This is a genomic window from Agrobacterium salinitolerans (genome assembly GCF_027498475.1).
Taxonomy (GTDB): domain Bacteria; phylum Pseudomonadota; class Alphaproteobacteria; order Rhizobiales; family Rhizobiaceae; genus Agrobacterium; species Agrobacterium salinitolerans.
The window spans coordinates 1,137,010-1,160,913 of record NZ_JAPZLN010000001.1 but is presented as its reverse complement, the minus strand read 5'-3'; the positions used below and the strand labels follow the sequence as shown (position 1 = coordinate 1,160,913).

23 protein-coding genes are annotated in these 23,904 nt (G+C 58.9%); 12 read left to right on the top strand and 11 right to left on the bottom strand.

Going from position 1 to position 23,904, the window contains the following annotated elements; all coding sequences use genetic code 11:
- Window positions 1-17: 17 nt before the first annotated feature.
- Window positions 18-1,712 carry an adenine deaminase gene (gene ade / locus O9X91_RS05630; protein ID WP_142911762.1) on the bottom strand — a complete coding sequence of 565 codons (1,695 nt, stop codon included), beginning with the start codon at window positions 1,710-1,712 and terminating at the stop codon, window positions 18-20.
- 271 nt (window positions 1,713-1,983) lie between these two features.
- Here ade and O9X91_RS05625 point away from each other — a divergent pair, with 271 nt between their 5' ends.
- On the top strand, window positions 1,984-2,931 hold the full coding sequence (locus O9X91_RS05625) for a cyclic di-GMP phosphodiesterase (RefSeq protein WP_142911761.1): 948 nt from the start codon (window positions 1,984-1,986) through the stop codon (window positions 2,929-2,931).
- Here O9X91_RS05625 and O9X91_RS05620 read toward each other — a convergent pair.
- Both O9X91_RS05620 and O9X91_RS05615 read right to left on the bottom strand, forming a co-directional pair.
- Entirely contained in the window at window positions 2,928-3,440 is a 513-nt protein-coding gene (locus tag O9X91_RS05620) for a GNAT family N-acetyltransferase (RefSeq protein ID WP_162520306.1), read from the bottom strand. The two genes, O9X91_RS05625 and O9X91_RS05620, sit on opposite strands and share 4 nt — an antisense overlap.
- Window positions 3,437-5,626, bottom strand: a complete 2,190-nt coding sequence (locus tag O9X91_RS05615) for an anthranilate synthase (RefSeq protein WP_142911760.1) — start codon at window positions 5,624-5,626, stop codon at window positions 3,437-3,439. The genes O9X91_RS05620 and O9X91_RS05615 overlap by 4 nt, the downstream gene beginning before the upstream one ends.
- Before the next feature lie 282 nt (window positions 5,627-5,908).
- Here O9X91_RS05615 and O9X91_RS05610 point away from each other — a divergent pair, with 282 nt between their 5' ends.
- Complete coding sequence (locus O9X91_RS05610; RefSeq protein ID WP_142911759.1) at window positions 5,909-6,832, top strand: extensin-like domain-containing protein; 924 nt, start codon at window positions 5,909-5,911, stop codon at window positions 6,830-6,832.
- Between the two features lie 56 nt (window positions 6,833-6,888).
- Here the strand turns inward: O9X91_RS05610 and O9X91_RS05605 are convergent, their stop codons facing one another.
- Window positions 6,889-9,129: a TonB-dependent hemoglobin/transferrin/lactoferrin family receptor gene (locus tag O9X91_RS05605; RefSeq protein WP_269833984.1), complete on the bottom strand. Its 2,241-nt coding sequence runs from the start codon at window positions 9,127-9,129 to the stop codon at window positions 6,889-6,891.
- 342 nt (window positions 9,130-9,471) lie between these two features.
- Here O9X91_RS05605 and O9X91_RS05600 point away from each other — a divergent pair, with 342 nt between their 5' ends.
- Window positions 9,472-9,993 carry a TIGR00645 family protein gene (locus tag O9X91_RS05600; RefSeq protein ID WP_077981537.1) on the top strand — a complete coding sequence of 174 codons (522 nt, stop codon included), beginning with the start codon at window positions 9,472-9,474 and terminating at the stop codon, window positions 9,991-9,993.
- Window positions 9,994-10,086: 93 nt separating this feature from the next.
- Window positions 10,087-10,803 (top strand): helix-turn-helix transcriptional regulator, encoded by a 717-nt coding sequence (locus O9X91_RS05595; protein WP_269833985.1) that lies wholly within the window; start codon window positions 10,087-10,089, stop codon window positions 10,801-10,803.
- A 27-nt stretch (window positions 10,804-10,830) separates the two neighbouring features.
- On the opposite strand, the gene O9X91_RS05590 is transcribed toward O9X91_RS05595, so the two are convergent.
- The 4 genes from O9X91_RS05590 to O9X91_RS05575 form a co-directional block, all read right to left on the bottom strand.
- Complete coding sequence (locus O9X91_RS05590; RefSeq protein ID WP_077981539.1) at window positions 10,831-11,988, bottom strand: DUF2333 family protein; 1,158 nt, start codon at window positions 11,986-11,988, stop codon at window positions 10,831-10,833.
- A 235-nt stretch (window positions 11,989-12,223) separates the two neighbouring features.
- The gene (locus O9X91_RS05585) at window positions 12,224-12,676 is read right to left on the bottom strand and encodes a pseudoazurin (RefSeq protein WP_077981540.1); all 453 of its coding nucleotides are present in this window, start codon (window positions 12,674-12,676) and stop codon (window positions 12,224-12,226) included.
- Between the two features lie 113 nt (window positions 12,677-12,789).
- Complete coding sequence (locus O9X91_RS05580; RefSeq protein WP_269833986.1) at window positions 12,790-13,371, bottom strand: thymidine kinase; 582 nt, start codon at window positions 13,369-13,371, stop codon at window positions 12,790-12,792.
- Between the two features lie 25 nt (window positions 13,372-13,396).
- Window positions 13,397-13,747, bottom strand: a complete 351-nt coding sequence (locus O9X91_RS05575; RefSeq protein ID WP_165691079.1) for a hypothetical protein — start codon at window positions 13,745-13,747, stop codon at window positions 13,397-13,399.
- A gap of 8 nt (window positions 13,748-13,755) precedes the next feature.
- Between O9X91_RS05575 and O9X91_RS05570 the strand changes: the two genes are divergently transcribed.
- The 4 genes from O9X91_RS05570 (at window position 13,756) to O9X91_RS05555 (ending at window position 17,702) form a co-directional block, all read left to right on the top strand.
- Window positions 13,756-14,658 carry a choline ABC transporter substrate-binding protein gene (locus tag O9X91_RS05570; RefSeq protein WP_374635826.1) on the top strand — a complete coding sequence of 301 codons (903 nt, stop codon included), beginning with the start codon at window positions 13,756-13,758 and terminating at the stop codon, window positions 14,656-14,658.
- 285 nt (window positions 14,659-14,943) lie between these two features.
- Window positions 14,944-15,795, top strand: coding sequence for a choline ABC transporter permease subunit (choW, locus tag O9X91_RS05565; protein ID WP_077981628.1), 852 nt, complete (start codon window positions 14,944-14,946; stop codon window positions 15,793-15,795).
- Window positions 15,792-16,838, top strand: coding sequence for a choline ABC transporter ATP-binding protein (choV, locus tag O9X91_RS05560; protein ID WP_077981543.1), 1,047 nt, complete (start codon window positions 15,792-15,794; stop codon window positions 16,836-16,838). The genes choW and choV overlap by 4 nt, the downstream gene beginning before the upstream one ends.
- A gap of 543 nt (window positions 16,839-17,381) precedes the next feature.
- A complete protein-coding gene (locus O9X91_RS05555) occupies window positions 17,382-17,702 on the top strand; it encodes an ArsR/SmtB family transcription factor (protein WP_006314636.1) in 321 nt (106 codons plus the stop codon).
- Between the two features lie 130 nt (window positions 17,703-17,832).
- Here the strand turns inward: O9X91_RS05555 and O9X91_RS05550 are convergent, their stop codons facing one another.
- Window positions 17,833-19,008: a DUF3095 domain-containing protein gene (locus O9X91_RS05550; protein ID WP_269833987.1), complete on the bottom strand. Its 1,176-nt coding sequence runs from the start codon at window positions 19,006-19,008 to the stop codon at window positions 17,833-17,835.
- A 285-nt stretch (window positions 19,009-19,293) separates the two neighbouring features.
- Between O9X91_RS05550 and O9X91_RS05545 the strand changes: the two genes are divergently transcribed.
- From O9X91_RS05545 to queF, 4 genes are all read left to right on the top strand, one after another.
- On the top strand, window positions 19,294-20,400 hold the full coding sequence (locus tag O9X91_RS05545; protein WP_077981545.1) for a branched-chain amino acid ABC transporter substrate-binding protein: 1,107 nt from the start codon (window positions 19,294-19,296) through the stop codon (window positions 20,398-20,400).
- Window positions 20,401-20,467: 67 nt separating this feature from the next.
- Window positions 20,468-20,869, top strand: a complete 402-nt coding sequence (locus O9X91_RS05540; RefSeq protein ID WP_269833988.1) for a glyoxalase superfamily protein — start codon at window positions 20,468-20,470, stop codon at window positions 20,867-20,869.
- Window positions 20,870-21,025: 156 nt separating this feature from the next.
- Entirely contained in the window at window positions 21,026-21,940 is a 915-nt protein-coding gene (locus O9X91_RS05535) for a cation diffusion facilitator family transporter (protein WP_137410786.1), read from the top strand.
- 16 nt (window positions 21,941-21,956) lie between these two features.
- A complete protein-coding gene (gene queF, locus O9X91_RS05530; protein ID WP_137410785.1) occupies window positions 21,957-22,421 on the top strand; it encodes a preQ(1) synthase in 465 nt (154 codons plus the stop codon).
- Window positions 22,422-22,445: 24 nt separating this feature from the next.
- On the opposite strand, the gene O9X91_RS05525 is transcribed toward queF, so the two are convergent.
- Together O9X91_RS05525 and O9X91_RS05520 are read right to left on the bottom strand one after the other, a co-directional pair.
- Entirely contained in the window at window positions 22,446-23,192 is a 747-nt protein-coding gene (locus O9X91_RS05525) for a DUF2076 domain-containing protein (RefSeq protein WP_142911750.1), read from the bottom strand.
- A gap of 100 nt (window positions 23,193-23,292) precedes the next feature.
- A complete protein-coding gene (locus O9X91_RS05520; RefSeq protein WP_269833989.1) occupies window positions 23,293-23,883 on the bottom strand; it encodes a HupE/UreJ family protein in 591 nt (196 codons plus the stop codon).
- Between the last annotated feature and the right edge of the window lie 21 nt (window positions 23,884-23,904).

Genomic DNA, 23,904 nt, shown 5'->3' with positions numbered 1-23,904 from the left:
CGGTCGGCAAGCCTCCGTCAGATCAGTGTAAACCTGTCCACATCCACCATACCCATATCGGAAATCTTCAGATGCGGGATGACGGGCAGGGGCAGGAAGGCGACCTGCAGGAAAGGTTCTTCCAGTGTCGTGCCGAGCGCATAGGCTGCTTTTCTGAGCGTGTGCAGTGTATCTCGAACGGTCTCGTAGGGTTCTAGGCTCATCAACCCGGCGACGGGCAAAGCGATCTCGCCCGTCACCCGGCCGTCTTCCACCACCACGAAGCCGCCCTTGATTTCGCCGAGCCGGTTGGCGGCCAGCGCCATGTCGTCTTCGCTGACGCCGACAACGCAGATATTGTGGCTGTCATGGCCGACGGTGGAGGCGATGGCGCCCTTTTTCAGGCCGAAGCCCTGAACGAAGCCATTGGCGTGATTGCCGTTCTTGCCGTGGCGTTCGATGACGGCGACCTTGATGATGTCGTTTTCAAGATCGACGGTGGTCTGGTTGCCGTCCGTTGGCAGCTTGTAGCGGCGGTGTTCGGTAATGATCTTGCCGGGAAGCACGCCCATGACGGGGCTTTCGCCCTCTGTGACCGGCACGCCGAAATGCGAGGCGAGCACGGGTCTTGCCTTGACGCTATCAAGGCCGACGGGTGCGACCGGTTTGCGGGTGGCAAACAGCGCGTCATCGACGATCCTGCCGCCGGAAAGCACCATGCTGGCCTTGCAGTTCTGCAGGCTGTCGATGACCACGAGATCGGCGCGCCACCCCGGTGCGACAAGGCCGCGGTCGCGCAGGCCAAAGGCTTTCGCGGCGGAAATCGAGGCGGCGCGGTAGATGGCGAGCGGTTCCACGCCGCTGGCGATCGCCGTGCGGATCATATAGTCGAGATGGCCCTGTTCGGCGATATCGAGCGGGTTGCGGTCATCTGTGCAGAGCGCCAGATAGGGCGAGAGGCGCTCGGTGATGATCGGCATCAGGGCGTGCAGGTCCTTCGAGACCGAGCCTTCGCGCACCAGAATATGCATGCCCTTGCGGATTTTCTCCAACGCCTCAGCCGCGCTCGTGCATTCATGTTCGGTGCGGATGCCGGCGGCGAGATAGCCGTTCAGCGCCGTGCCGGAGAGAAGCGGCGCATGCCCATCGATATGCTGGCCCTGAAAGGCCTCCAGCTTTGCCATGCACACCGGGTCCTTGTGGATGACGCCCGGAAAATTCATGAATTCGGCAAGCCCGATGACCTTCGGATGATTTCGGAACGGTAGCAGTTTTTCGATGGGCAGATCGGCGCCAGCGGTTTCAAGGTGGGTGGCGGGCACGCAGGAGGAGAGCTGCACCCGGATGTCCATGATGGTTTCCATGGCGCTGTCGAGGAAGAACTGAAGCCCCTCAACGCCCAGAACATTGGCAATCTCATGCGGGTCGCAAATGGCGGTGGTAACGCCATAGGGTAAAACGCAGCGGTCGAATTCATGCGGTGTAACGAGCGACGATTCGATATGGAGATGCGTATCGATGAAGCCGGGAACGACGATTTTGCCGGAAATATCGATTTCCCGCCGACCCTTGTAGTCTCCACATGTGCCAACGACAGTATCACCGCAAATGGCAATGTCCGAAGCAACAAGTTCCCCGGTCACCAGGTCGAAGAATCGCCCGCCTTTGAGAACCATATCTGCCGGTTCGCGGCCCGTACCCTGATCGATGCGCGTTTCAAGTTTCGAATTCATGCGGCTCTTCTTCGACTTCTGGTTTGCGTCATATGCGAGAATTTTCAGTATTTACATTCGTGGGTTGTTTCTTGGTGTCTTCGTATTGATTCTTCGTATTTTAAATATATCCTGAGTAAACAATTTTCATATTTGTGCTATGTTGTGTTTAGTGTTGCATACTTGAATATTTTAACGGGCTTATATTTGTCCATCTGGAGGCTGGTTTATGTCGGCCTTTATCAATAGCGGGCCACGTTAACATTCCCGGGGAGGAAAATAAAAGCGTCTGATGTTGAAGCGAATTTCCACCCGGCAATTAACTGTTGGCATGTTTATCGAGGCGGTCGAGGGAACGGCGTCGAACCGGCAGATTATGCAACGACATCGCTTTCTCCTGCGGCATGAGGATGGGGTGCGCCAGCTGAAAGCGAGCGGCGCGGAAAGCATCGTCATAAATACCGCCAGGGGAAACGATGTCGAAGCAAGGTCGGGTGTTGGCGGACCGACGTCGATGAAAACGGACAGTTCCCCAGAGACCACCGCTGTGATCAGCCATGCCGTGCGTTTGGCAGCCGATGCGGTTGCGGAAACCTTTGCGGTTGCGGAAACCGGTGGCGGTGTCTCGTTGACAAGCATGGCGACGGCAGCGGGTAGGATTTCCGACGCCGTGCAGTCGAACCCGGCGATTTTCATCGGGGTCACCCGATTGAAATCCAAAGACGAAACGACGTTTGTGCACTCCGTCTCCGTCAGCGGGCTGATGATCCTTTTCGGAAATTATCTCGGGCTCGACAGGGCAACTGTCAATCTGCTCGGTATCAGCGGGTTGCTACATGATATCGGCAAGGTGGAAATTCCTTCATCGATCCTCAACAAGGCGGAAGGGTTGAGCGCCAGCGAGCGGCAAATCATCAATCTCCACCCCGCATTCGGCCGAGATATATTGTCGCGCAACGCGCAGATGCCGGAGATGCTGCTCGATGTCTGTTTCAATCATCATGAGCGGATGGATGGCGGCGGTTATCCGAGCGGCCGTGCGGGCAGCCAGATCAGCCTCTATGCGCGTATCGCGGCGATTTGCGACGTCTATGACGCCATCACCTCGGTCAGGCCCTACAAGAAGCCGTGGACTGCGAATGATGCGTTAACTTGGATGCTGCGGCGGGAAGGGCATTTCGACATGCAGCTGCTGAAGAAATTCGCGCTGTGCATTTCCGCCTCGCTGCCGAGGGGTTAGTTGCCGAAGATGATCGCCATATTGAGGCTGTCGATGTAACGCCCGTCGATCAGAACGGCATCGCGGGCCCGGCCTTCATGCACAAAGCCGATCTTTTCATAAAGTGCAATGGCTCTGGCGTTGTCCGCATGCACGCTCAGTTCGACACGATGCAGCCCGAATTCGCGGGCGGCATCGAGCGTCCGCCGCATCAGTCGTCCACCCAGTCCCTTGTCCCGATAGGCAGGCAGGATACCCATGCCGAGCGTGCCGCAATGGGCGCGGGTCGCTCTGTCCTGGCGGCGGATATCGCACCAGCCAATCACTTCGCCATCCGCAATCGCCACGAATTGCGGATGGTCGTTTTCGATCATGTCGAGAACGAAGGCGCGGACCGAATCGAGCGGCGGCGCCTCCAGGAAGCTAAGATACTTCCGCTCGCGCGACACCGCATCGAGAGCACGGTGAAAGCTTTCAACGTGCTCTGTCCGGATGGGTTCGATGCTGATGGCGTCGGCAGCCGGCATCATGCAGCCTTGGTCTTCGCCTTGCGGGTCAGATGTACCACGACGTTTTCGATCATGCGCATGCCGGCGTCCTGGCCGAGCGTCATGATCGATTCCGGGTGGAACTGAACGGCGGCCACCGGCTCCTTGGCGTGTTCTATGCCCATGATCGTGCCATCCTCGCTTTCCGCGGTGATGATGAAATCACGCGGAAGGGTGGAGGGGTCGGCGAAGATCGAGTGATAACGGCCGACGGTCACTTCCTTGCCGAGACCGGAGAAGACGAGGCCGGGCTCAAGTACACGGATGCGTGAGGGCTTGCCGTGCATCGGCACGGCCAGCTGGCGCAGCTCGCCGCCATAGGCTTCCGCCAGTGCCTGAAGACCCAGGCAGACGCCGAAGATCGGCAGGTCACGGGCGCGGGCGGCCTTGATCGTCGCCTTGCAGTCGAAATCCGTCGGGCTGCCCGGTCCGGGAGAGAGCACGACGAGATCGGGCTGGAAGCGATCGAACACGTCGGCTGCGACCGGTGATCTGACGGTCGAGACCGTGGCACCCGTCTGGCGGAAATAATTCGCCAGCGTATGCACGAAACTGTCTTCGTGGTCGACGAGCAGGATCTTCACGCCGGTGCCCACCTTGGCGGCGTCGCGCTTGGTGGCGGCGGAGTTGGCGCCTTTTGCATCGCGAATGGCCGATATCATGGCCGACGCCTTCAGTTCGGTTTCGGCTTCTTCTTCCTGCGGATTGGAATCGTTGAGCAGCGTCGCGCCGGCGCGCACCTCGGCGATGCCGTCCTTGATGCGGATGGTGCGTAGCGTGAGCCCCGTATTCATGTCGCCGTTGAAGCCGACCATGCCGATTGCGCCGCCATACCAGGCGCGCGGGCTCTTTTCATGGCCTTCGATGAAGCGCATGGCCCAGAGTTTCGGCGCACCGGTGACGGTGACGGCCCAGGCGTGGCTGAGGAAGCCGTCAAAGGCGTCCATATCGTCACGCAGGCGGCCTTCAATGTGGTCCACCGTGTGGATGAGGCGCGAATACATCTCGATCTGGCGGCGGCCGATGACCTTCACCGAGCCCGGCTCGCAGACGCGGCTCTTGTCGTTACGGTCAACATCCGAGCACATGGTGAGTTCGGATTCGTCCTTCTTCGAATTGAGCAGCTTCAGGATCTGCTCGCTGTCGGCAATCGGGTCGTCACCGCGCTTGATGGTGCCTGATATCGGGCAGGTCTCAATGCGGCGACCGGAGACGCGCACAAACATTTCCGGCGAAGCGCCGACCAGATATTCCTGATGGCCGAGATTGATGAAGAAGGAATAGGGCGAGGGGTTGATCGCCTTCAGACGACGAGAAATCGCCGACGGATTGCTTTCGCAGCGCTCCATGAACTTCTGTCCGGGCACGACCTCGAACAGGTCGCCGCGGCGGAAGCTTTCCTTGGCCTTCACCACCAGTTCAGAATATTCGCCCGGACGGTGATCGCCCTTGGGCGGGATCGTATCGGTGGTCTTGAACGGATCGAGTGTGATGTCGGAGGACTTGCCGTCCGTCGTCACGCCGCCTTTTTCGAAATCGTAGCGGTCGATCCAGGCCTTGGCGGAATAGTGGTCAACGACGAGGATTTCGTCCGGCAGAAACAGCACCATGTCGCGCTGATCTTCCGGCCGCGCCAGCGACAGCTTGATCGCGTCGAACTGGAAGGCGAGATCGTAACCGAAGGCGCCGAACAGGCCGATGGCCGAATCCGCATTCGAATAAAAGAGGTCGACGATGGCGCGCAGTGCGGTGAAGACGGTCGGGATTTTCGAGCGTTCTTCTTCGGTGAAAACGCGGTCCGGTTCGTTGACGGTGAGATCAAGGCGGCGGGTCGAGGCGGCGCCGAGGGTAAGGTCGGGCGTTGTCTTCAGCTTTTCCGTGATGAAATCGAGCAGCACTTCGCCGCGGCCATTATAGGCTTCGATCCACATCTTGCGGCCGAAACAGGAAATGCCGAGCGGCGGATCGATAATGGCTGTATCCCAGCGGGTGTAACGGCCTGGATATTCATAGTTGGACGAAAAAACCGCGCCGCGATGGGAATCGAGCTTTTCGATATAATTATCGATGGCGCTGGCGTAATCGGCGGGCCGACGCTTTCGGCTGACCTTGATGCCGCCTTTCGTCTCGTAGGTTTCCGCTCCGTCATCCTGAATGATCGTTACCATTTCTCTCATACTTCCCGTTGTTCAGGCCCGATGACAGGCGGCATAATAACAAAAAAGCCGCCTGAAAATTCGGGCGGCTTGGACTTTGTCTAAAGACATGACTGGTCAAGGCCGCGAAAAGCTGCCCCACCACCAGTTAGCAATGTTCTTAGACACGATGTTCATGGGAAAATTGTTAGCGCGCACGATCCGCCTTGGCAAGCGGATTTCGGTGAGGGAATGAACCTTACGGGCCGTGGCGGCGTTGCACTTCTGCCGAAACGGTCAGGAGTGCCCCATAAAATGCTTCATCGCGTCTGTCTTCTGGTAACCACCCTCGCATTCATTTCCGCCTCTGAACCGCCGGCGCAGGTGCCGGTGCCGCAACCGAAACCGGGTGAGGGGCAACCTGCCACTCCCTCGGAAAAGCCATCGGACGAGCCGCCGCAAAGCCCGGCGGAAGCGCCGAAACCGGCCCCGAAGCCGCAGGTCCCGGAAGAGCGGAAACCGGATGACGGCATGACGCCGGAAGACAAGGGACCCGATGACAGCAAGAAAGGCGTCGAGAACAAGGCGGGTGAGGGCAAAGAGGAGGGTGAACAACCGAAACCGGATGTTGACGCTGCAAAACCGGAAGAGAAGCCGCCGGAGCCGGTGAGGCCGGAAGACCCGGCCGCGCTTCAGGCATGCCTTGGCGCGTTGAAGGATATCGGTGCGGAATTCAAACAGCTTGAGCCGATCCGCGATGCGGAGCCGGGCTGCGGTATCGAAGCGCCTGTCGAGCTTTCCGTGGTTTTGCCCGGTATCAAGCTGGAGCCATCGGGGACCATGCGCTGCGAAACCGCGCTTGCCCTTTCCCGCTGGGCAAAGGAGATGATGCTACCGGCGGCGGCTCTGGCAATGCCGGAAAAAAAGGTGAGGTCTATCGCCAATGCCTCGACCTATATCTGCCGCAACCGCAACAGCGCGGAAAACGGCAAGATTTCCGAACATGCCAAGGGCAATGCCGTCGATATTTCCACGATCGCCTTCGATAAGGGCGAGCCACTGGTGATGAAGCCGCGCGGTGAGGACGGAACGCCGGAAGGCGCTTTCCAGCGCACGATTACCGCCGCCGCCTGCCTATTCTTCCGCACGGTTCTTTCGCCCGGCAGCGACGCCACCCATCAGGATCACCTGCATCTCGACGTGCTGGAGCGAAAAGGCGGCTATCTTTATTGCCGCTGACAAAAAAGGGGCGACCCGAAGGCCGCCCCGACTGGAGATGATGTTTCTGCGCGGTTTTAGAATTTCTGGGTCAGAGAGATTTTGAAGGTGCGTCCAGCTTCGGTATAGAAGTCCACCGGCTGGTTGACGGTGCTGACGGAATTCGGGTTCACGTCGCGAACACCGACGGCATTCCAGTATTTCCTGTCGAACAGATTGTAGATGCCGGCCTGGATACGCAGGCCCTTGGTCTGTTCCGGTTCCCACCAGCCGGTCAGGTTGAAGACGCCGTAGCCGGGGGCGTCGAAGGTGTTGGCCACCCTGTCGTCACGCATGCCGGAGGAGAAGACACCGGTCAGTTCCGTGCCCCAGACGTCCTGCTCGTAGCCGATGCCGACGACGGATTTGAAGGGCGCGACCGTGCGAATGAATTCGTTGGTGTCGGTGTCCTTGCCATAGGCGTAAGCGAGCGAAGCATGGGCGAAGAAGCCGTTTGCGAGATCCTTGCGGACCTTGGCTTCGACACCTGATATTTCGACATTGTTACGGTTGCGATAGGTGAAGAGCGATCCGTTGCCCCTGCCACCGAAGCCGGGGAAGAGCGTCGTTGAGGTCGTGTACTGCTCGATGAAGTTCTTGTACTTGTTGTGGAATAGCGTCAGGCTTCCCGTCAGGTCGCCGGAGGCGTAGTTCGCGCCGATTTCGAAACCGTTGCTGGTCTCGGGATTGAGGGCGGAATTGCCGACCACCGCGTAACCGGAGCTGACGTTGGAGAAGTTCAGGTAGAGTTCGTTAATCGTTGGGGCGCGATAGGCCATCGACCATTGGGCGAAGAGTTGCAGTTCCGGCGTGACGTCATAGGTCGCGAGAAGCTTCGGCGAGAAGCGCGAGCCGCTATTGCCGGTCGGCAGGCCAAACGTTCTGTAGCCGCTGTTGCTCGAAACCGAGCCGTCCGGGTCGTAGTCATAGGAATCGAAGCGCAGGCCGGGGGTCAGGCGGAAGCCGTTGCCGAAGGCGATTTCGTCATCGAGATAAAGGCCGAGGCTCTTGCCGCTCACGTCAGGCATGTCGGACTGGGACGAAGAGGTCACGCCGGCCGTGTTGGCGAAAAGCTCCTGGCTGAAATCGGTCGTCATGGCGTTGCCACCGAAACGGACCGTGTGCTGCACGCCGCCAAGCTCGAAGCCGGATTCAAGGCCGCCGACGATGCCGAAGGCGCTGTTGCGCATGCTGTCTTCGCGAATATAGAGCGAATTATTGGTCAGGCGGTCACCGGCGCCGGACTCCTTGGAAAGACGCGTCCAGTAGAGCGAAAGATTGGCGGCATCGATCACGCCGTCGGTCGAAGGCGCTTCGTATTCGTAATCGAGCGATACGCGATCACGCTCCGTATCCTCGTAGCCCCGGTAGTCGCCGATCCGGTAGGTCGAGCCTGAAACGCTCACGCCCTGCAGGGTCTTCATGTCGCTACGGTTTCTCAGCGAATAACGCTCGGCCGTCAGCCCGATGCTGTGACCGCCCTCCAGATCCTGGCGGATCTTGAACATCAGGTTGCTTTCGTAGGTGTCGGCGGGGTTTGGCTTGGTGCGGCGTGTTCCGTAGATATCGGCCGTGCCCTTGTTGTCTGTCTCGTTGCCGCGCTTGTAGGAGCCCTGGAACAGAACTGACGTATTCTCGATCTTCTTGGCGACAGCGAGCGATCCGCCCACGCTTCTGTCTTCGCTGTCATAGGTGGTCTTTGCCACACCGCCCCAGTCCTTGCCTTCGCCGATCAGGTCTTCCGGCTCGAGCGTGCGCAGCACCAGCGCGCCGCCGAGAGCACCGGAGCCGATACGGCTGGAATCTGCGCCACGCACCACATCGACCGTCGAGAGCGAGGAAAAATCGAAGCTCGAACTCGTATCGCTGAGGGTGGTGGTTGCCTGACCCTGACGGGCGAAATTGTTGAAATAAGGAACGGGAATATTGTCGATCAAGGTGACGACACGCGCGCCGCCGAGGCCGCGAATGAACAGGCCGCCGGGCCGGCCGGGCTTGGCATCGACGTAATCGACGCCCGGTTCCGTGCTGTTGCCGAGGTCCTTGATGCTGCCGATGTCTTTTTTGCGGATGTCTTCCGCTGTCGTCTGGCTCGCCAGCGGCGTGTCAGCGGCGGCATTGGCGCTTTTGACACGCTTGCCCTTGACGACGATCCTTTCAAGCGTGGTGGCGCCGTCCGCCTGCGACGCGGCATTCTGTGCCAGGGCGGGGCCGGCAAGCGGCAGAAGAGAGATGGCAGTGCACAAAAGCAGCGCGGAATGCGTGCGCGAAATGGACATTAATTACCCCCAGGTAGGCGCGCGAACGGGCCGCGGCGTGCGAAGGCACGCCGCGCTTGCCGCTGCGGCTGAAACTGTTTTGATTGTTACGGGCGAGCCGATAAGCGAGGACTAAAAAACATGATGATAACTGTCAACATATTATATATGATTTTTTCAATCATGTTTTAAAGCATAACGGCATGTTGCAAAAATATGACGCTTATCCGTTCTCGGACCTGATCGGTGAATAGGTGGGAAAACGCCACGGTATGGTCAAAGTCCGGACATGGCGGCTTGCTAGGATATTCGCAGCCAGTTTACATGGCGGTACAATAAATGGACTATTAATCGGATACGGAAATGAAGTCTCTTGAACTGCTCGTTGAGCGGATCATCCTCTCCAGCCGCTGGTTGCTCGTCGTTTTTTATCTCGGGCTCGTCGCGGCGCTGGCGGTTTATGCGTTTTCCTTCGCGCTCAAGTTTCTGAAAGTTGCCAAGAACGTTTTCACCTATGACGAAGCGGACATGATCCTCGCCATGCTGGGTCTGATCGATGCGGCGCTGGTTGCCAGCCTGATCGTCATGGTGATGATTTCCGGTTACGAGAACTTCGTCAGCCGCTTCGACGATGCCGATGCCGAGGTTTCCTTTCTGGGCAAGCTCGATTCCGGCAGCCTGAAGATCAAGGTCGCGTCGTCGATCGTGGCGATCTCGTCGATCCACCTGCTGCAAATCTTCCTCAACGCCAGTCAATATTCGGACAGCAAGTTGATGTGGTTCACCATCATTCATCTGGCTTTTGTCGTCTCGGCGGTCATGCTCGGTTTCCTGGAAAAACTGATGGCCAAGCCGAAAGGCAAATCCGAAAAGCCGGTGCTTTAGGTCATCTGGTCGGCTCGTCATGAAGGTCGCCCCCCGTTTGAACCGCTCACCTGTTCTTCGCTCCGGCCAGTCCGGCATGGCGGCGGTGCGTGAATGGTGAAGACGGAGCGTCAGGCCAGACTGTGCCGGGATCTGTCGGCCGCCGCCGATAAATTCCAGTGGCTGGAGGCGCTACAGGAGGTGATGCACGCATTTGGCTATGCCCATGTCACCCTCTTGAAGTTACCCGGCGGACCGAACGGTTTTGCTTTGCCGGTGGTTGTTGAAAGCAGCCTGCCGGTCTGGGTCGTGAATGCGATGACCAAGGATTGTGCGCTTGGAGACTGTCCGGTCATCAAGCGTGGTGCCTCGTCGATGTTGCCGCAATATTGGTCGCTGGAAGACCCGGACATGGCCTGCGGGTCGCTGGTGGAAGCGGTAGATTCGGTCGGCAGCATGGGCATTACTTCCGGTCTCATGGTGCCGGTGAACGGCATGTCCGGAAACCGGCATCTGATGAATTTCGCGGGCGATCGCGATACCCTGCCGCAGGCGTCTCTGAACGAACTTTGCATGATCGCGCTGCATGCGCTGGAAACCTATGACCGCCTTTGCCGCGTCGCTTCGAAAGGGCCGTCGCCTTTGACGAAGCGGGAGCTCGATGTGGTTCGCTGGACGGCGCAGGGGAAGACCTCCGTGGAGATTGCCGAGCTTCTCTCCATCTCGGAGCACACCGTCAATACTTACATGAACAATGCCATGCGCAAGCTCGACTGCGTCAATCGCACACAGCTGGTGGCCAAGACCATCCGTTTGCGGCTGATAGAATAAGCCGGCCGCAACGGACCGGCTTTCCTATTACCGGTCGAGAACAGAGCGAAGTTCAACGAGGTTCGAGCGAACCCGCAGGACGTAAAATCCCATGGTGGCGAGGTGCGAGGGCATGATCCAGCCGCTTTCCTCACCATTGGAAATGATCGCCGGCTGTATGCGCAGAGCTGCGCGGGTCTGCGACAGCGTGTCGTTCCACAGGTTGGTCAGGTTGCGCTCGCGGATGACCTGCGCGAAGTCCGATCCGGCCGCGGAAAGCACGCCGTAATAACCGTAAAGCTGGCCATAGGCGAACCAGAAGCGGTCATCGGCGCGGGTATCGAACCAGCCGCCATTATAGTTTTCCGAACGTTCGCGAAGGATCGCCGAAGTCGAACCGATGTCGCCAGCGATACGGTCGATGAACTGGATCAGGTTGTCGGCGCGGGTGTCAAAAACCGCCTTGCAGGCCGTGAGTTCGCCGTTGAAGGCCTGGAAGCTGCGGATGGCGGCGCGGTAATAGCTGGGGGTCGGCGTCTTCGGGCCGAAGGGATCGAGGCCGAAATACCAGGAATATTCGCTGAACTGCATGTTCCCGCGTGCTTCCTGGAGATTGTTGTTGATGCCGGAGGTTCCGCGCACGCGGCCGAGCGTATCCACCAGTTCCACCGAGGTGCGGCGCACGGCCTGGTTTACGCCGCGCTGGAAAGACGCCTTGTTGTCCAGAAACGGCGTGCTGTCCCAGTCCATGCCGAAGAGGCCGAGGCGATAGAGCAGCATGGAGGAAATCCATGCGTTCTGGTTGACGTTGAAATCGGTGAGATCGGCGGCCGCGTCAACGATGGCCGAACGCTGGCAGACCGGCGCGGATGTGTTTGCGGCTACACCGGTTGCGCCGGCGGCGGCAGCAGGGGTTACGGCCGGCAATTCCTGTCCGGGGGGCACGGTGCGTTCGGCAAGTTTGTAACGGGAAATGTAATCCGGATCGAAATTCGTCCAGACCTGCGTCTGCCAGACAAAATATCCGTAGAAACCGGCCAGCAGGATGACGATCAGAGCAATCGGGCCCTTGATGAGCCAGTTGCGACCGCTGTACCAGCCATGCGCGGCCATGAAGGGCCATAACAGCCATGCGACGAGAAGACCGGCAGCCTTGCCGATGGCGCTGAAACCTGCCTGAATCAAAGCGGTGATCCGGTCTATCATGTCGTCATCGTCTCCTCTGCCCGTGGGCCGGATGCGGCAAGAAAAATCCGCGGTTCGGCAGGGTGCCTTTGGCGTTGCCTGTCAACCGCGGTCATTTACTGTCTTCCAGATATGTCCCGGTCAACCGGGATACAACATGATTGCGAAACTTTTCTCAACCTGCGGTCCGCGCCGGCCGTCATGGCTTTTCACACGGATTGTGGAACAGCCGCCGCGGAACCGAAGGCATATGTGGTTAGAGGCCGAGCTTGGCGATCTCGTCATTCAGGCGGTCGCGCGCCTTTTTCGGCAGTTTGCCGTTCTTGACGGCGTCAAGATTGGCCGGCGCCGCATCGCCGACGACGACAAGGGCGATCATGCCCATGCCGAGATGCGGTGTGCATTTGACGACGTAGGCGCCTTCCTTCTCGACGATCACCTTCACCGTTTCGTTCATCTTGCCCTTGAAGTCTGCGACGCCCTCGGGGATCATGTCCTTCACGGCGGCCGCATCATGGCCCTTGTCGACCGGGACGAAGGTGATGATGTCGCCGACGGCGGCCTTGACGGTTGCGGGTTCGAAGACCATCGCCTGGCCGTCGCTGCCCTTGTTGAGCATCTTCACTTCGATTTCGGCAGCAAGGGCGGGAAAGGCGAAAAGACCTGCGAGAATGGCAAGGCCGGCGAATTTGGCAGTTCTGTTCTGCATAGTTTTGCTCCTGAGAGAAAGCACATCCACGCGAATGTGTCGCCGTCGTCTTAGCCCGGGAGCAGGGCGGCCATCTTTGCGGAAAATCAAATGCGGCAACCGGACGCAGATGTTCACTCGCCCTTAAACGTCTCCACCCAGTGGCGGCGGCAGAAGGAAACATATTTCTCGTTGCCGCCGACATCGATCTGCGCGCCTTCCGTCACGACCTTTCCTTCACTGTCGAAGCGGGCCACCATCGTCGCCTTGCGGCCGCAATGGCAGATGGTGCGGATTTCGCGAAGCTCGTCGGCAATAGCGAGCAGTTCTTTCGAGGCGGGGAAGAGCTTGCCCTGAAAGTCCGTGCGCAGGCCGTAGGTCATGACCGGGATGTTCAGCTTGTCGACAATGTCGGCAAGCTGCCAGACATGGTGTTCGGAGAGAAAGTTGGCTTCATCGACAAAAACGCAGGCGACCGGCGCTTCGGCGGTGAGGGCCGATACCTCGGCGAACAGGTCGGTTTTGTCATCGAAGGTCAGGGCGTCGGAGGACAGACCGATGCGCGAAGCAACACGGCCGACGCCGGCCCGGTCGTCAAAGGCAGCGGTGAAAATCAGCGTGCGCATGCCGCGCTCCTGATAATTATAGGAGGCCTGCAGCAGCATGGTCGATTTGCCGGCATTCATCGTCGAATAATTGAAATAGAGTTTTGCCATTATCCACTCCAGGAGCACCGTTTCGTCATTCCGACGTGCGTTTGAATGCTCCAGCCTCATCAATCGGCACACCGTGTTTCACAATCGGTCCCGGATTTCCAGCCGATGCTGCATTCAGCGTCTTTTGACGGCGAAGAGGCGGGTTGAAAAGTATGGCTATGTGAAAAACACAGATTTCTACGGTCTGTCCTTTTTCGACATTGCTCCGCTGAATACCGACATTTTCACGATTTTGTCGCAAACGGTGCGCCAAAGCACGCAAATGCGCGCGAGTTGATTGTGTCCGGCAGATATTGATAATGGCAAGGGAACGAAAAACAGGGAGCAAGCCATATGTTTGCAAATAGAAGCCGCTGTCTGGCCCTGGCCGCAGCAATCTCCTCCATGACGTTCAGTGCGGCCGGTGCTGCGGAACCGGCAAGCTGTGGCACAGTGCGCTTTTCCGATGTCGGCTGGACCGACATCACCGCCACGACGGCGACCGCCACCGTGCTTCTGAAAAGCCTTGGCTATGAAACTGACGTCAAGCTTCTCTCCGTACCCGTCACCTACACATCCCTGAAAAACAAGGACATCGACGTCTTCCTCGGCAACTGGATGCCGACCATGGAAGGCGATATCGCGCCTTACCGCGAAGACAAATCCGTCGAGACGCTACGGGAAAACCTGACCGGCGCGAAATACACGCTGGCGACCAACGCCAAGGGCGCCGAACTCGGTATCAAGGACTTCAAGGACATCGCCACCCACAGCGCCGAGCTCGGCGGCAAGATCTATGGCATCGAGCCGGGCAATGACGGCAATCGCCTGATTCTCGACATGGTGGCCAAGGACAGCTTCGGTCTGAAGTCGTTCGAGGTGGTCGAGTCGTCCGAACAGGGTATGCTCTCCCAGGTGGCCCGCGCTGAAAAATCCGGCGAGCCCATCGTCTTCCTCGGCTGGGAACCGCATCCCATGAATGCGAATTTCAAACTGACCTATCTGACCGGCGGCGACGATGTCTTCGGCCCCAATCTCGGTGGCGCGACGATCTATACCAATGTCCGCAAGGGCTACGTCGAGGAATGCCCGAATGTGGGCGCCTTCCTCAAGAACCTGCAATTTTCCCTGCCCATGGAAAACGAGATCATGGGCAAAATCCTGAATGACGGCCTTGAGGGCGAGGCGGCTGCAACCGCCTGGCTGAAGGCCAATCCGACGGCGATCGAGCCCTGGCTCGCCAATGTCAAGACCAAGGACGGCAGCGCTGATGCCCTGCCTGCCGCCAAGAAAGCTCTCGGCCTCTAAGCCGCAAGACGATGCATGACTGTATCCGGCCTGCGCGGCAGGCCGGATCAGCGGGAAATAACGATGCCCATGCATGACCTTGCCTGTGAATTTTCAGACATTGAAGGTCATGCGCCAGCACCGCGTCCGGCAGTTTTGTTGCCGGCCGTCATTTTTGCATTGGAGCAATCCCGGTGAAACGGGATGACGATGCTCTATTTCTTTGTTGTCTGCGCAATTCCGGAGGCAAAACCGCTCTGCAGTTTTGCCGGAATTGTTTTAGTTCACGAAAGGTCTTTTCTTACCGTGGAATGGCTCAGCGCTTCTGAAAACCGCCTGCCCGTCGGCCGATATGCCAAGGAGGCCATCGACTGGCTGACCGGCAATCTCGCTTTTTTCTTCGATTGGCTTTCCTTCATTTTCCAAGGTGTCATCAACGCCCTGCTTTATGTGTTGCAGGCGCCGCATCCGCTCATCATCGTGGCGATCCTGACGGCGCTTTCGGCCTGGACGCGCCGCTCCGTCGGCATGCCCGTCTTCACCGCGCTCGGCCTGCTGCTCATCATCAACCTTGGCTACTGGAAGGCGACGACGGAGACGCTGGCGCTTGTCATCGCCGCCAGCACCGTGTGCATGATCATCGGCATACCGCTCGGCATATTGGCGGCAAGGCGCAAATGGATTTATGCCGGTATGCGCCCGGTGCTGGACCTGATGCAAACCATCCCCACCTTCGTTTATCTCATCCCGGCGCTGGTGCTGTTCGGTCTCGGCATGGTTCCGGGGCTCATCGCCACCGTCATCTTCGCCATTCCAGCTCCCGTGCGGCTGACCCGTCTCGGTATCGTCTCGACCCCGCCGGCGCTGGTGGAGGCGGCCGTCGCCTTTGGCGCCACGCCATCGCAGGTTCTGCGCAAGGTGGAGCTTCCCTTCGCCGCGCCGCAGATCATGGCCGGTCTCACCCAGACGATCATGCTGTCGCTGTCGATGGTGGTCATTTCCGCGCTTGTGGGCGCCAATGGCCTGGGGGTGCCGGTGGTGCGTGCGCTCAATACCGTCAATATAGCCATGGGCTTCGAAGCGGGATTGTGCATCGTCATACTGGCGATCGTTCTCGACCGACTTTTCCGACTTCCCGGCGCGGAGGATGATCTATGAGTGATGCTATCATCTTCGGAAATGTCGATATCGTTTTCGGCAACCGGCCCGATGCTGCTTTGCCGCTGATCGACAAGGGCAGTACGCGTGAGGAGATTAATGCCGAAACCGGGCTGGTGCTCGGTGTCGCCAATGCCTCGCTGTCCGTCAAGGAAGGCGAGATTCTCGTCCTCATGGGGCTTTCCGGATCCGGCAAATCGACGCTGCTCCGGGCCGTCAACGGGCTTGCGCCCGTGGTGCGCGGCAATGTCGGCGTGAAGACCAGTTCGGGTTATGTCGATCCCTATCGCTGCCCTGCGAAAACGTTGCGTGACCTGCGCATGCACACGGTCTCCATGGTCTTCCAGCAATTCGGCCTGCTGCCCTGGCGCAATGTGGCCGACAATGTCGGCTTCGGGCTTGAGCTTTCCGGCGTGCCGGAAGCCGAGCGCAAGCGCATGGTCGCCGAGCAGCTCGAACTGGTCAATCTTTCCGCCTGGGCCGACCGCAAGGTGGGCGAGCTTTCCGGCGGCATGCAGCAGCGCGTGGGGCTGGCGAGAGCCTTCGCCACCGGCGCGCCGATCCTGTTGATGGACGAGCCGTTCTCGGCGCTCGATCCCCTCATCAGAAGCCGCCTGCAGGACGAGCTTCTGGAATTCCAGAGCCGGCTGAAGAAAACGATTCTCTTCGTCAGCCACGATCTGGACGAGGCCTTCCGCATCGGTAACCGTATCGCCATGATGGAAGGCGGACGCATCATCCAGTGCGGAACGCCGCAGCAGATCGTCAAGCAGCCGGCCACGCCCTATGTCGCGGATTTTGTGCAGAACATGAACCCGATCTCCATGCTGACCGCCGCCGATGTGATGAAAAAGGGCGTGGACGAACGCAATGGGCAAATGGCAGTCGCCGCCACCGCCCGTCCGTCATCGCCGCTGATCGATATTCTCGATGCGCTTTCAAAACATTCCGGCGCGATCGGCGTTGTCGACAATGGTGCGATCGTCGGCACGATTTCCGCCGATGAAGTTGTGGCGGGGCTGACGCGTCACCGCAAGAAATAGCGATTCGCCTCTCCCCCAAAAAAGAAAGGGTCTTCCGTCGTGGAGGGCCCTTCGTCTTTTCCGGGAGGTCTCTGCGGCGCAAATTATACCTTCCCACGGCAGCAAAGAATATTTTTTGACCTCACAAGTTATGCATTAAAATAATTACTAATAAAAATCATATTGCAAATTCGGCGAAAATTGCGCAATGTTAATCTAGATTCTTTGGTTCGCTATTAAATTTAAGGTGGTAATAGATTGTGGCGTCAAAATCCGGCATCGAGCGTTGGTATTGAAGTGCTTAATTTTTAATCTCTTATTTCTTATGGATGCTATTTCTAATACATAATTTTATTATATTTTTCATAAAATCAGGCGAAACGCCGATAAATTAATCACAATTTATTAAGTAAATAATCGGTCAAGAATAGTCTTTGGAAGGGGCGCGATATAAGCAAGATTTAGGTATATACAACGTATCGACCGAATTATAAAAACACCTTTAGAACACCTATTATTGCCACCATGACCGTCTCTCGGACTGTCATCAGGAGACTTGAGCGTATGGATAATCAATCTCTGTCGGAACACAGCATCGCCGCTGCAGACTTGCTCTCAGCGATGGCGAACCCAAAGCGCCTGATGATCTTGTGCACGCTGGTGGATACGGAAGTGCCTGTTGGTGTTCTCGCTTCTCAGGTTGGCCTCAGTCAGTCCGCTCTCTCGCAGCATTTGTCGAAATTGCGTGCGCAGCGACTGGTGAAGACACGACGGGATGCGCAGACCATCTATTACTCCAGCAACTCCGAATCCGTGAAGAAGATCCTTGCTTCACTCGAGGACATCTACTGCCAGGCGCAGAAAAGCAGCAAGACTGCGGCTTGATCCCAAGGTCCTGTTAAGGCCCGGCAGCATCACCCAATTGAAACCGGCGCACGACGCCGGTTTTTCTTTTCAGCGGCCTTCCCGCGGCTGCCTCCGGCACAGGGATCGGGGCTGCGTATTAGCGCGGTTTTCATACCGGCGCAGCCGTTTGTATCTGTTGTTTGAGGCGGGTTGCTGCAGCGGCATATCCGCCGTCGGCGCCATCCACGAAATGCATGTGGTCTCTCGAAAGCGGAGATGGAACAATACAGGTCATCAATGCGGTATCCTGTTCGTGCAGGCCGTAATAACAGCTTCCCGACAGGCGCCCCTGTTCCAGCCGCGCGCGGATATTTTCGAGTCGGGCGGCGTCGATATCAACGGTCATCTTCAGACCGTCGTCGAATTTCCTGAAATCGGTGTTGCTGGCGACCGAGCGTCTGTAACGATCCGCATTAAATCGTCCAAGCGACAGTTTGGTCAAACCGAGGAGATTGACGAGGAAGCTTTCACCCAGGATGCGAAACGAGCGGCGCATCCTGCCCCAGGCATCGTGATAGGCAGCGCCAGCCCGGGCTTCGAGGCTAAGACCCTCGCGCACGAAACCGAGTTTCGGCCCATCCTCCGGCACGGGGTGGCCGTGTCTTGCATCCTGCTCGGCGAGATCAACGAGATCGATGACCAGCTGACGGAATGCCGGCATGTCCCGCGACGGTCCCGGCACGGCGATAATCGACACCACCTTGCCGTGGGTTGCCGGAATGGGGTTCCAGCGGCAGGAAAGACCGGTGAGATCGGGGCGTTCGCCCGTTTCTGCGGCAGGCAGGGCATATTGCCCGTCCTTCATCCGCGCTTCCGCCCAGCTGTTGCCGCCACCTGAGAACATGGCGTAGGAAACATCCTCGCTTGCCTGAAAGCGCGCGACGCGAATATCGAAACCATTCTCACGAATATCCTCGATGGGAACCAGCGCCACGCGCATGGCAAGATCGAGATCGTCCTTTACCCAACGCTGCACATTCGAAAGTGCCGTTCGTGCGACAGGCAGCCCCTGGGGCGGCACCGTGACGGCGGCGCCATCGCCGCCGAAAACGAAGGGCAGGTCGTGACGCCCGAGACTGTTCGATACGCCTGATATGACCGCCGCACCCGCCATATTGACGGCCTTGTAGCGGCCGGTGCCGATGGCCGAAGTCGAATCGACGATATCGGCCATGGCCAGCCCCCATCCCGGCGGCAGGGCGCGATAAAGCGTCGGGTCGGCCACATCTTCAAAATGCCGGAAGACGGGCAGGCCCGTCAGAAATTCTTCATCTGCTGCGATCATGGCGTATTATCCTCCAGCGGCGACCAAACGCCAAGCGTTTACGGAAAGCCGATGCGTCCTTTCCGATGGCGCAATCACGGTCGATCCGGCGATTGATTTACCGCTAATAGAGCTAATCCAGCAAAGGTGACTTGCATAAATCATCAAACCTTCCGTATGAGTTGAGTGGAAGGCTCGGAATTCAAAAATGGAACGAGTTTTCGCCGGGAGGCGTCCGATAGTTTCATTCGGTCGGCGCCCATGGCGCTCACCGGGTCCCGCGACCCCCTTTAAGGAGACACCAGGATGAAACTGAAGACATTGACCAGCGTGACGCTTGCAGCGTCCTTCGCATTCGCACCCCTTGCTCATGCCGAGATCGTCATCGGCCTGATTGCGCCGCTCACCGGTCCTGTCGCCGCCTATGGCGACCAGGTGAAGAACGGCGCCCAGACGGCAGTCAATGAAATCAACAAGAAGGGCGGCATCCTCGGCGAACAGGTCGTGCTGAAGCTTGCCGACGACGGCGGTGAGCCGAAGCAGGGCGTTTCCGCGGCCAACCAGCTTGTTGCCGAGGGCATCCACTTCGTCGTCGGTCCTGTGACGTCCGGCGTCGCCATTCCGGCATCGGATGTCTTTGCCGAAAACGGCGTGCTGATGGTGACGCCGACGGCGACCGCGCCGGGCCTGACCAACCGCGGCCTTTCCAACGTTTTCCGCACCTGCGGTCGTGACGACCAGCAGGCCGAGGTTGCGGCGAAATATGTTCTCGCCAACCTCAAGGATAAGAAGATCGCCATCATTCACGACAAGGGCGCTTACGGCAAAGGTCTGGCAGACGCCTTCAAGACCACGCTGAACGCCGGCGGCGTGACCGAAGTGCTCTACGACGCGCTGACGCCCGGCGAAAAGGATCTCGGTGCGCTGACGGCCCGTCTGAAGTCCGACAATGTCGACATCGTCTATTTCGGCGGTTACCATCCGGAAGCGGGTCTTCTGGTGCGTCAGCTGAAGGATATCGGCTCCAAGGCTGCCGTTATCGGCGGTGACGGCCTGTCGAACAGCGAGTTCTGGAACATCGGCTCGCAGGCTGGCGAAGGCACGATCTTCACCAACGCTTCCGACGCGCTGAAGAACGACGATTCCAAGGCCGCTGCCGAAGCGCTGAAGGCCGCCAACATTCCGGCGGAAGCCTTCACGCTCAACGCCTATGCCGCTGTTGAAGTGCTGAAGGCCGGCATCGAGAAGGCCGGAAGCGCCAAGGATTCCGAAGCCGTCGCCACGGCCCTGAAAAGCGGTGATGCTTTCCCGACCGCAATCGGCAAGGTGACCTACGGCGAAAACGGCGACCTGACCTCGCAGGCCTTCTCGCTTTTCAAGTGGCAGGACGGCAAGATCGTCGCAGCCGAATAAGCTGATCCTACCGGCCGCACCTGTGCGGCCGGTTTCATTTTTGCGGCCGAAAATGGGTCAAGGCAGCATGGGCGACGCCGGGAAACAGATTTTTGGAGACATCGGCTTCGGACGGACGTTCCCGATTGTCCGGATCTTCGACGAGGCCAAGGCGCGGGAGTTTTATGTCGATTTTCTCGGTTTCGGGGTCGATTGGGAACACCGATTCGGCGATAATTTCCCGCTCTATTTGCAGGTTTCACGAGCCGGAATGGGGCTTCACCTCAGCGGCCATCATGGGGATGCGACGCCGGGTTCCAACATCTTCGTCACCATGCACGGCGTTCACGCCTATCAACAGGAACTGGCGGCGACGGACTATCGCTTCATGAAGCCGGGCGTTGAAGAACTGCCATGGGGCGATGTGATGGAAGTGACCGATCCGTTTGGCAACCGCATTCGTTTCTGCGAGCAAAAAAGCGAAGCATGACGTTTTGGACGAGGGCTCAAGGCCCTTGACCTTGTTCTCCGTTTGAAGGATAGAACGCGCAAATAGCGAACCGCGCGCACGGAGACCCCGTGCGCGCGGTTCGTGCGTTTTGGCACTTGATGATGCAATTCGTTCGCATCCGCATGGGGGCAGAAAATGAACAATGAAGGCAATATGCCGGGCGGGGCGCTGGTTCGCAAGCTCGCATTCTGGGGCATCCCGCTTTCTTTCGGCGTCCTTGGCCTGAAGCTCGTGGCCTGGTGGGTCACGGGCTCGGTCGCGCTTTTATCGGACGGTCTGGAATCGACCGTGAACGTGGTCGCGGCCTTCATCGCCTATTTCGTCATTCGCTATGCGCAGAAGCCGGCCGATGACGACCACCAGTTCGGCCACCATAAAGCGGAATATATTTCCGCGGTCGTGGAGGGTGTACTCATCGTCGTTGCCGCGCTCCTGATCGTGCAGGAGGCCTGGGGCGCTCTGTTCAATCCGAGATTGCCGGAAGCGCCGGTGCTTGGTCTTGCGATCAATGCCGTGGCCGGTATCGTTAATGCTGTCTGGGCGATAATCCTGATTCGCGTCGGCAAAAAACATTCCTCACCCGCGCTTGCGGCCGATGGCCACCACATCATGTCGGATGTCGTTACCTCGGCGGGTGTTCTCGTCGGCCTTGTCCTTGCATTGCTGACGGGCTACGCCATTCTCGATCCGCTGCTTGCCATTCTGGTGGCCATAAACATCCTGTTCCAGGGATCGAAGGTCATTCTGCATTCGCTTGGCGGGCTGATGGATCGGGCCGTGGAGCCGGAAGAGGACGAGGCGATCAAGAAGGCCATCGCCGAACATTCCGGCGGTGTGATTGGCGTACACGATCTGCGGACACGTCGCGCCGGCTCGGCCGCCTTCATCGATTTTCACGTCGTGGTCCCTGCTGTCATGACGGTGCGCGAGGCGCATGATATTTGCGACCGCCTCGAAGATGCCATAAGGGACGTCATACCCGGCGCCAGCCTTGCCATTCACGTCGAGCCTGAGGGCGAAAAGGCGCATGGCGTCAAAGTGATTGTTTGAAAAACAGGAGTTTTCCATGTCCGTGACGGATGTTTCCGGCCTGTCGCAGCTGGGCACGAAGGTCGATACGCCTGAGAGCCCGGAAAAGGCCGTGCTCGAAAAAGTGCCGAACGGCAATGCCGGCACCGATTATGTCGTGCGCTTCACTGCGCCCGAATTCACATCGCTTTGCCCGATGACCGGCCAGCCGGATTTCGCCCATATCGTCATCGACTATATTCCGGGTGATTTCCTGGTGGAATCCAAGTCGCTGAAGTTGTTTTTGCAGTCCTTCCGCAACCACGGCGCATTCCATGAGGATTGCTCGGTCTATATTGCCAAGCGGCTGGTGGAGCTGCTGCAGCCGAAATGGCTGCGCATCGGCGCTTACTGGTATCCGCGTGGCGGCATTCCGATCGACGTCTTCTGGCAGACCGGACCGGCGCCTGAAGGTGTGTGGCTGCCGGATCAGGGCGTTCCCACCTATCGCGGTCGCGGCTGATCCGGCTTTGTCGGGATCGATGATTCAGGCGAACGAACCGTCGTCGCCTGAATCGAAATCCGCATCGTCGGCGTTGTCGTCGTAATCGGCCTGCTGGATATCGTCATCGTCGTTGTTTTGCGGGCTGGCGCTGTCGCCATAATAATTGTTGATGACGGTTTCCTCGACTGGCGCGTTGCCGATGCCGCTATTGCCGCCGAAGGGAGAGCCAAGGCCGAGCGACGACATGTGGCCGCCGAAAATGCCGCTCAACGAATTGGCGAGCAGCATGCCGCCGGCGACACCCGCGGCGGTTCCGAGCGCCCCCTGTAGAAAACCACCGCCTGATGTGCGCCCGAATGCGGCGGGCTGCTGGCTCCAGGGGCCGCCGGGTTGCTGGCCTGCGGGCGATCCCCAGGGACCCGCCGTCTGGCCGGCGGTATCGTTGCGCCATGAGGCTTGCGGGGCAGGGACGGGTGTCGGTGCTGGCGGCTGTGACTGGCCGGTTCCGAAGATGGAACTCAGAAAGCCGCCCTGCGCTGCGGCCTGTGGGGCGCTATTGCCGCTTTCCAGCGCGTGGATACGGTCTTCGAGCTGCTTGATATGGGCTGCGGCCGCTTCCAGTCCCTTTTCCTGAACGATGACCGCCTGGGCGAGATAATAGGGGGCCGCGGGCTGATCGCGCACGGCGTCTGCGATCAATGTTTCCGCCTCGCGGTCACGCGGGGTGGCGGATGCGGCCCTGGTTCTTTCGAACAGGCCCTTGAGAAGCTGACTTTCTTCCGGTGACATATGCTGCCTCCTTACCGTGAAGCGAAAATCCACGATAAGGAGGTAGGCCTCAATTCCGGCTTTTCAAAGCGGCCCGAATTTTAAATTTCGGTAATGATCGTCAGCCGCCGAAGGCGAGCGAGAGACCCGCAATCGCTGTCAAGGCGCCGACGGTGCGGCTGGCTACTGAGCCGAAACGGGCAATGCCGAGGCCGAGCGCAATGCCGGCCGCATGCAGGATGGCGGTGGCGATCATGAAGCCGATGCCGAATTGAAGCGCGCCGGCGCTGCCGAGTTCACCGCCATGGGCATGGCCATGGAAAAGCGCGAAAGCGCCGACGACGGCCGCCGCCGCTGCCGTGGGAAGCCTTGTCGCCATGGCGACGAGCAGGCCGAGACCGATGACGGAGGCGAGAATGGCCGGTTCGACGAAGGGAAGCCCGATGCCGTAAACCGCCATCAGGAAGCCGACGGCCATGGTGCCGACGAAGGCGGAAGGCACGATCCACAGCGCCTTGCGGTCGTTCTGCGCCACGGCGATCTGCGAGGCCCAGATGCCGACGGCCACCATCGCCAGAATGTGATCCGCACCAAAGAAGGGGTGGGAGACGCCGGCCATGACGGAGCCGTGTTCTTCCGGGTTCAAATGGGCGAAAGCGGGCAGGGCGGTAACGCCCAGCGCGGCGGCTGCGAGGCTTAGTCTTTTCAGCATGGTTCCCTCTTGAGATTATGA

Bases quoted from the DNA above. Each gene is read 5' to 3' on its own strand.
- O9X91_RS05550 (WP_269833987.1), bottom strand. From the start codon at position 19,008: ATGATCGCAGCAGATGAAGAATTTCTGACGGGCCTGCCCGTCTTCCGG.
- O9X91_RS05615 (WP_142911760.1), bottom strand. From the start codon at position 5,626: ATGGTAACGATCATTCAGGATGACGGAGCGGAAACCTACGAGACGAAA.
- O9X91_RS05520 (WP_269833989.1), bottom strand. From the start codon at position 23,883: ATGCTGAAAAGACTAAGCCTCGCAGCCGCCGCGCTGGGCGTTACCGCC.
- O9X91_RS05590 (WP_077981539.1), bottom strand. From the start codon at position 11,988: ATGATAGACCGGATCACCGCTTTGATTCAGGCAGGTTTCAGCGCCATC.
- O9X91_RS05525 (WP_142911750.1), bottom strand. From the start codon at position 23,192: ATGTCACCGGAAGAAAGTCAGCTTCTCAAGGGCCTGTTCGAAAGAACC.
- O9X91_RS05545 (WP_077981545.1), top strand. From the start codon at position 19,294: ATGAAACTGAAGACATTGACCAGCGTGACGCTTGCAGCGTCCTTCGCA.
- O9X91_RS05625 (WP_142911761.1), top strand. From the start codon at position 1,984: ATGTTGAAGCGAATTTCCACCCGGCAATTAACTGTTGGCATGTTTATC.
- O9X91_RS05620 (WP_162520306.1), bottom strand. From the start codon at position 3,440: ATGATGCCGGCTGCCGACGCCATCAGCATCGAACCCATCCGGACAGAG.
- O9X91_RS05570 (WP_374635826.1), top strand. From the start codon at position 13,756: ATGACGTTCAGTGCGGCCGGTGCTGCGGAACCGGCAAGCTGTGGCACA.
- choV (WP_077981543.1), top strand. From the start codon at position 15,792: ATGAGTGATGCTATCATCTTCGGAAATGTCGATATCGTTTTCGGCAAC.
- queF (WP_137410785.1), top strand. From the start codon at position 21,957: ATGTCCGTGACGGATGTTTCCGGCCTGTCGCAGCTGGGCACGAAGGTC.
- O9X91_RS05600 (WP_077981537.1), top strand. From the start codon at position 9,472: ATGAAGTCTCTTGAACTGCTCGTTGAGCGGATCATCCTCTCCAGCCGC.
- O9X91_RS05605 (WP_269833984.1), bottom strand. From the start codon at position 9,129: ATGTCCATTTCGCGCACGCATTCCGCGCTGCTTTTGTGCACTGCCATC.
- O9X91_RS05585 (WP_077981540.1), bottom strand. From the start codon at position 12,676: ATGCAGAACAGAACTGCCAAATTCGCCGGCCTTGCCATTCTCGCAGGT.
- O9X91_RS05610 (WP_142911759.1), top strand. From the start codon at position 5,909: ATGCTTCATCGCGTCTGTCTTCTGGTAACCACCCTCGCATTCATTTCC.
- O9X91_RS05580 (WP_269833986.1), bottom strand. From the start codon at position 13,371: ATGGCAAAACTCTATTTCAATTATTCGACGATGAATGCCGGCAAATCG.
- O9X91_RS05595 (WP_269833985.1), top strand. From the start codon at position 10,087: ATGGTGAAGACGGAGCGTCAGGCCAGACTGTGCCGGGATCTGTCGGCC.
- O9X91_RS05540 (WP_269833988.1), top strand. From the start codon at position 20,468: ATGGGCGACGCCGGGAAACAGATTTTTGGAGACATCGGCTTCGGACGG.
- ade (WP_142911762.1), bottom strand. From the start codon at position 1,712: ATGAATTCGAAACTTGAAACGCGCATCGATCAGGGTACGGGCCGCGAA.
- O9X91_RS05535 (WP_137410786.1), top strand. From the start codon at position 21,026: ATGAACAATGAAGGCAATATGCCGGGCGGGGCGCTGGTTCGCAAGCTC.
- O9X91_RS05555 (WP_006314636.1), top strand. From the start codon at position 17,382: ATGGATAATCAATCTCTGTCGGAACACAGCATCGCCGCTGCAGACTTG.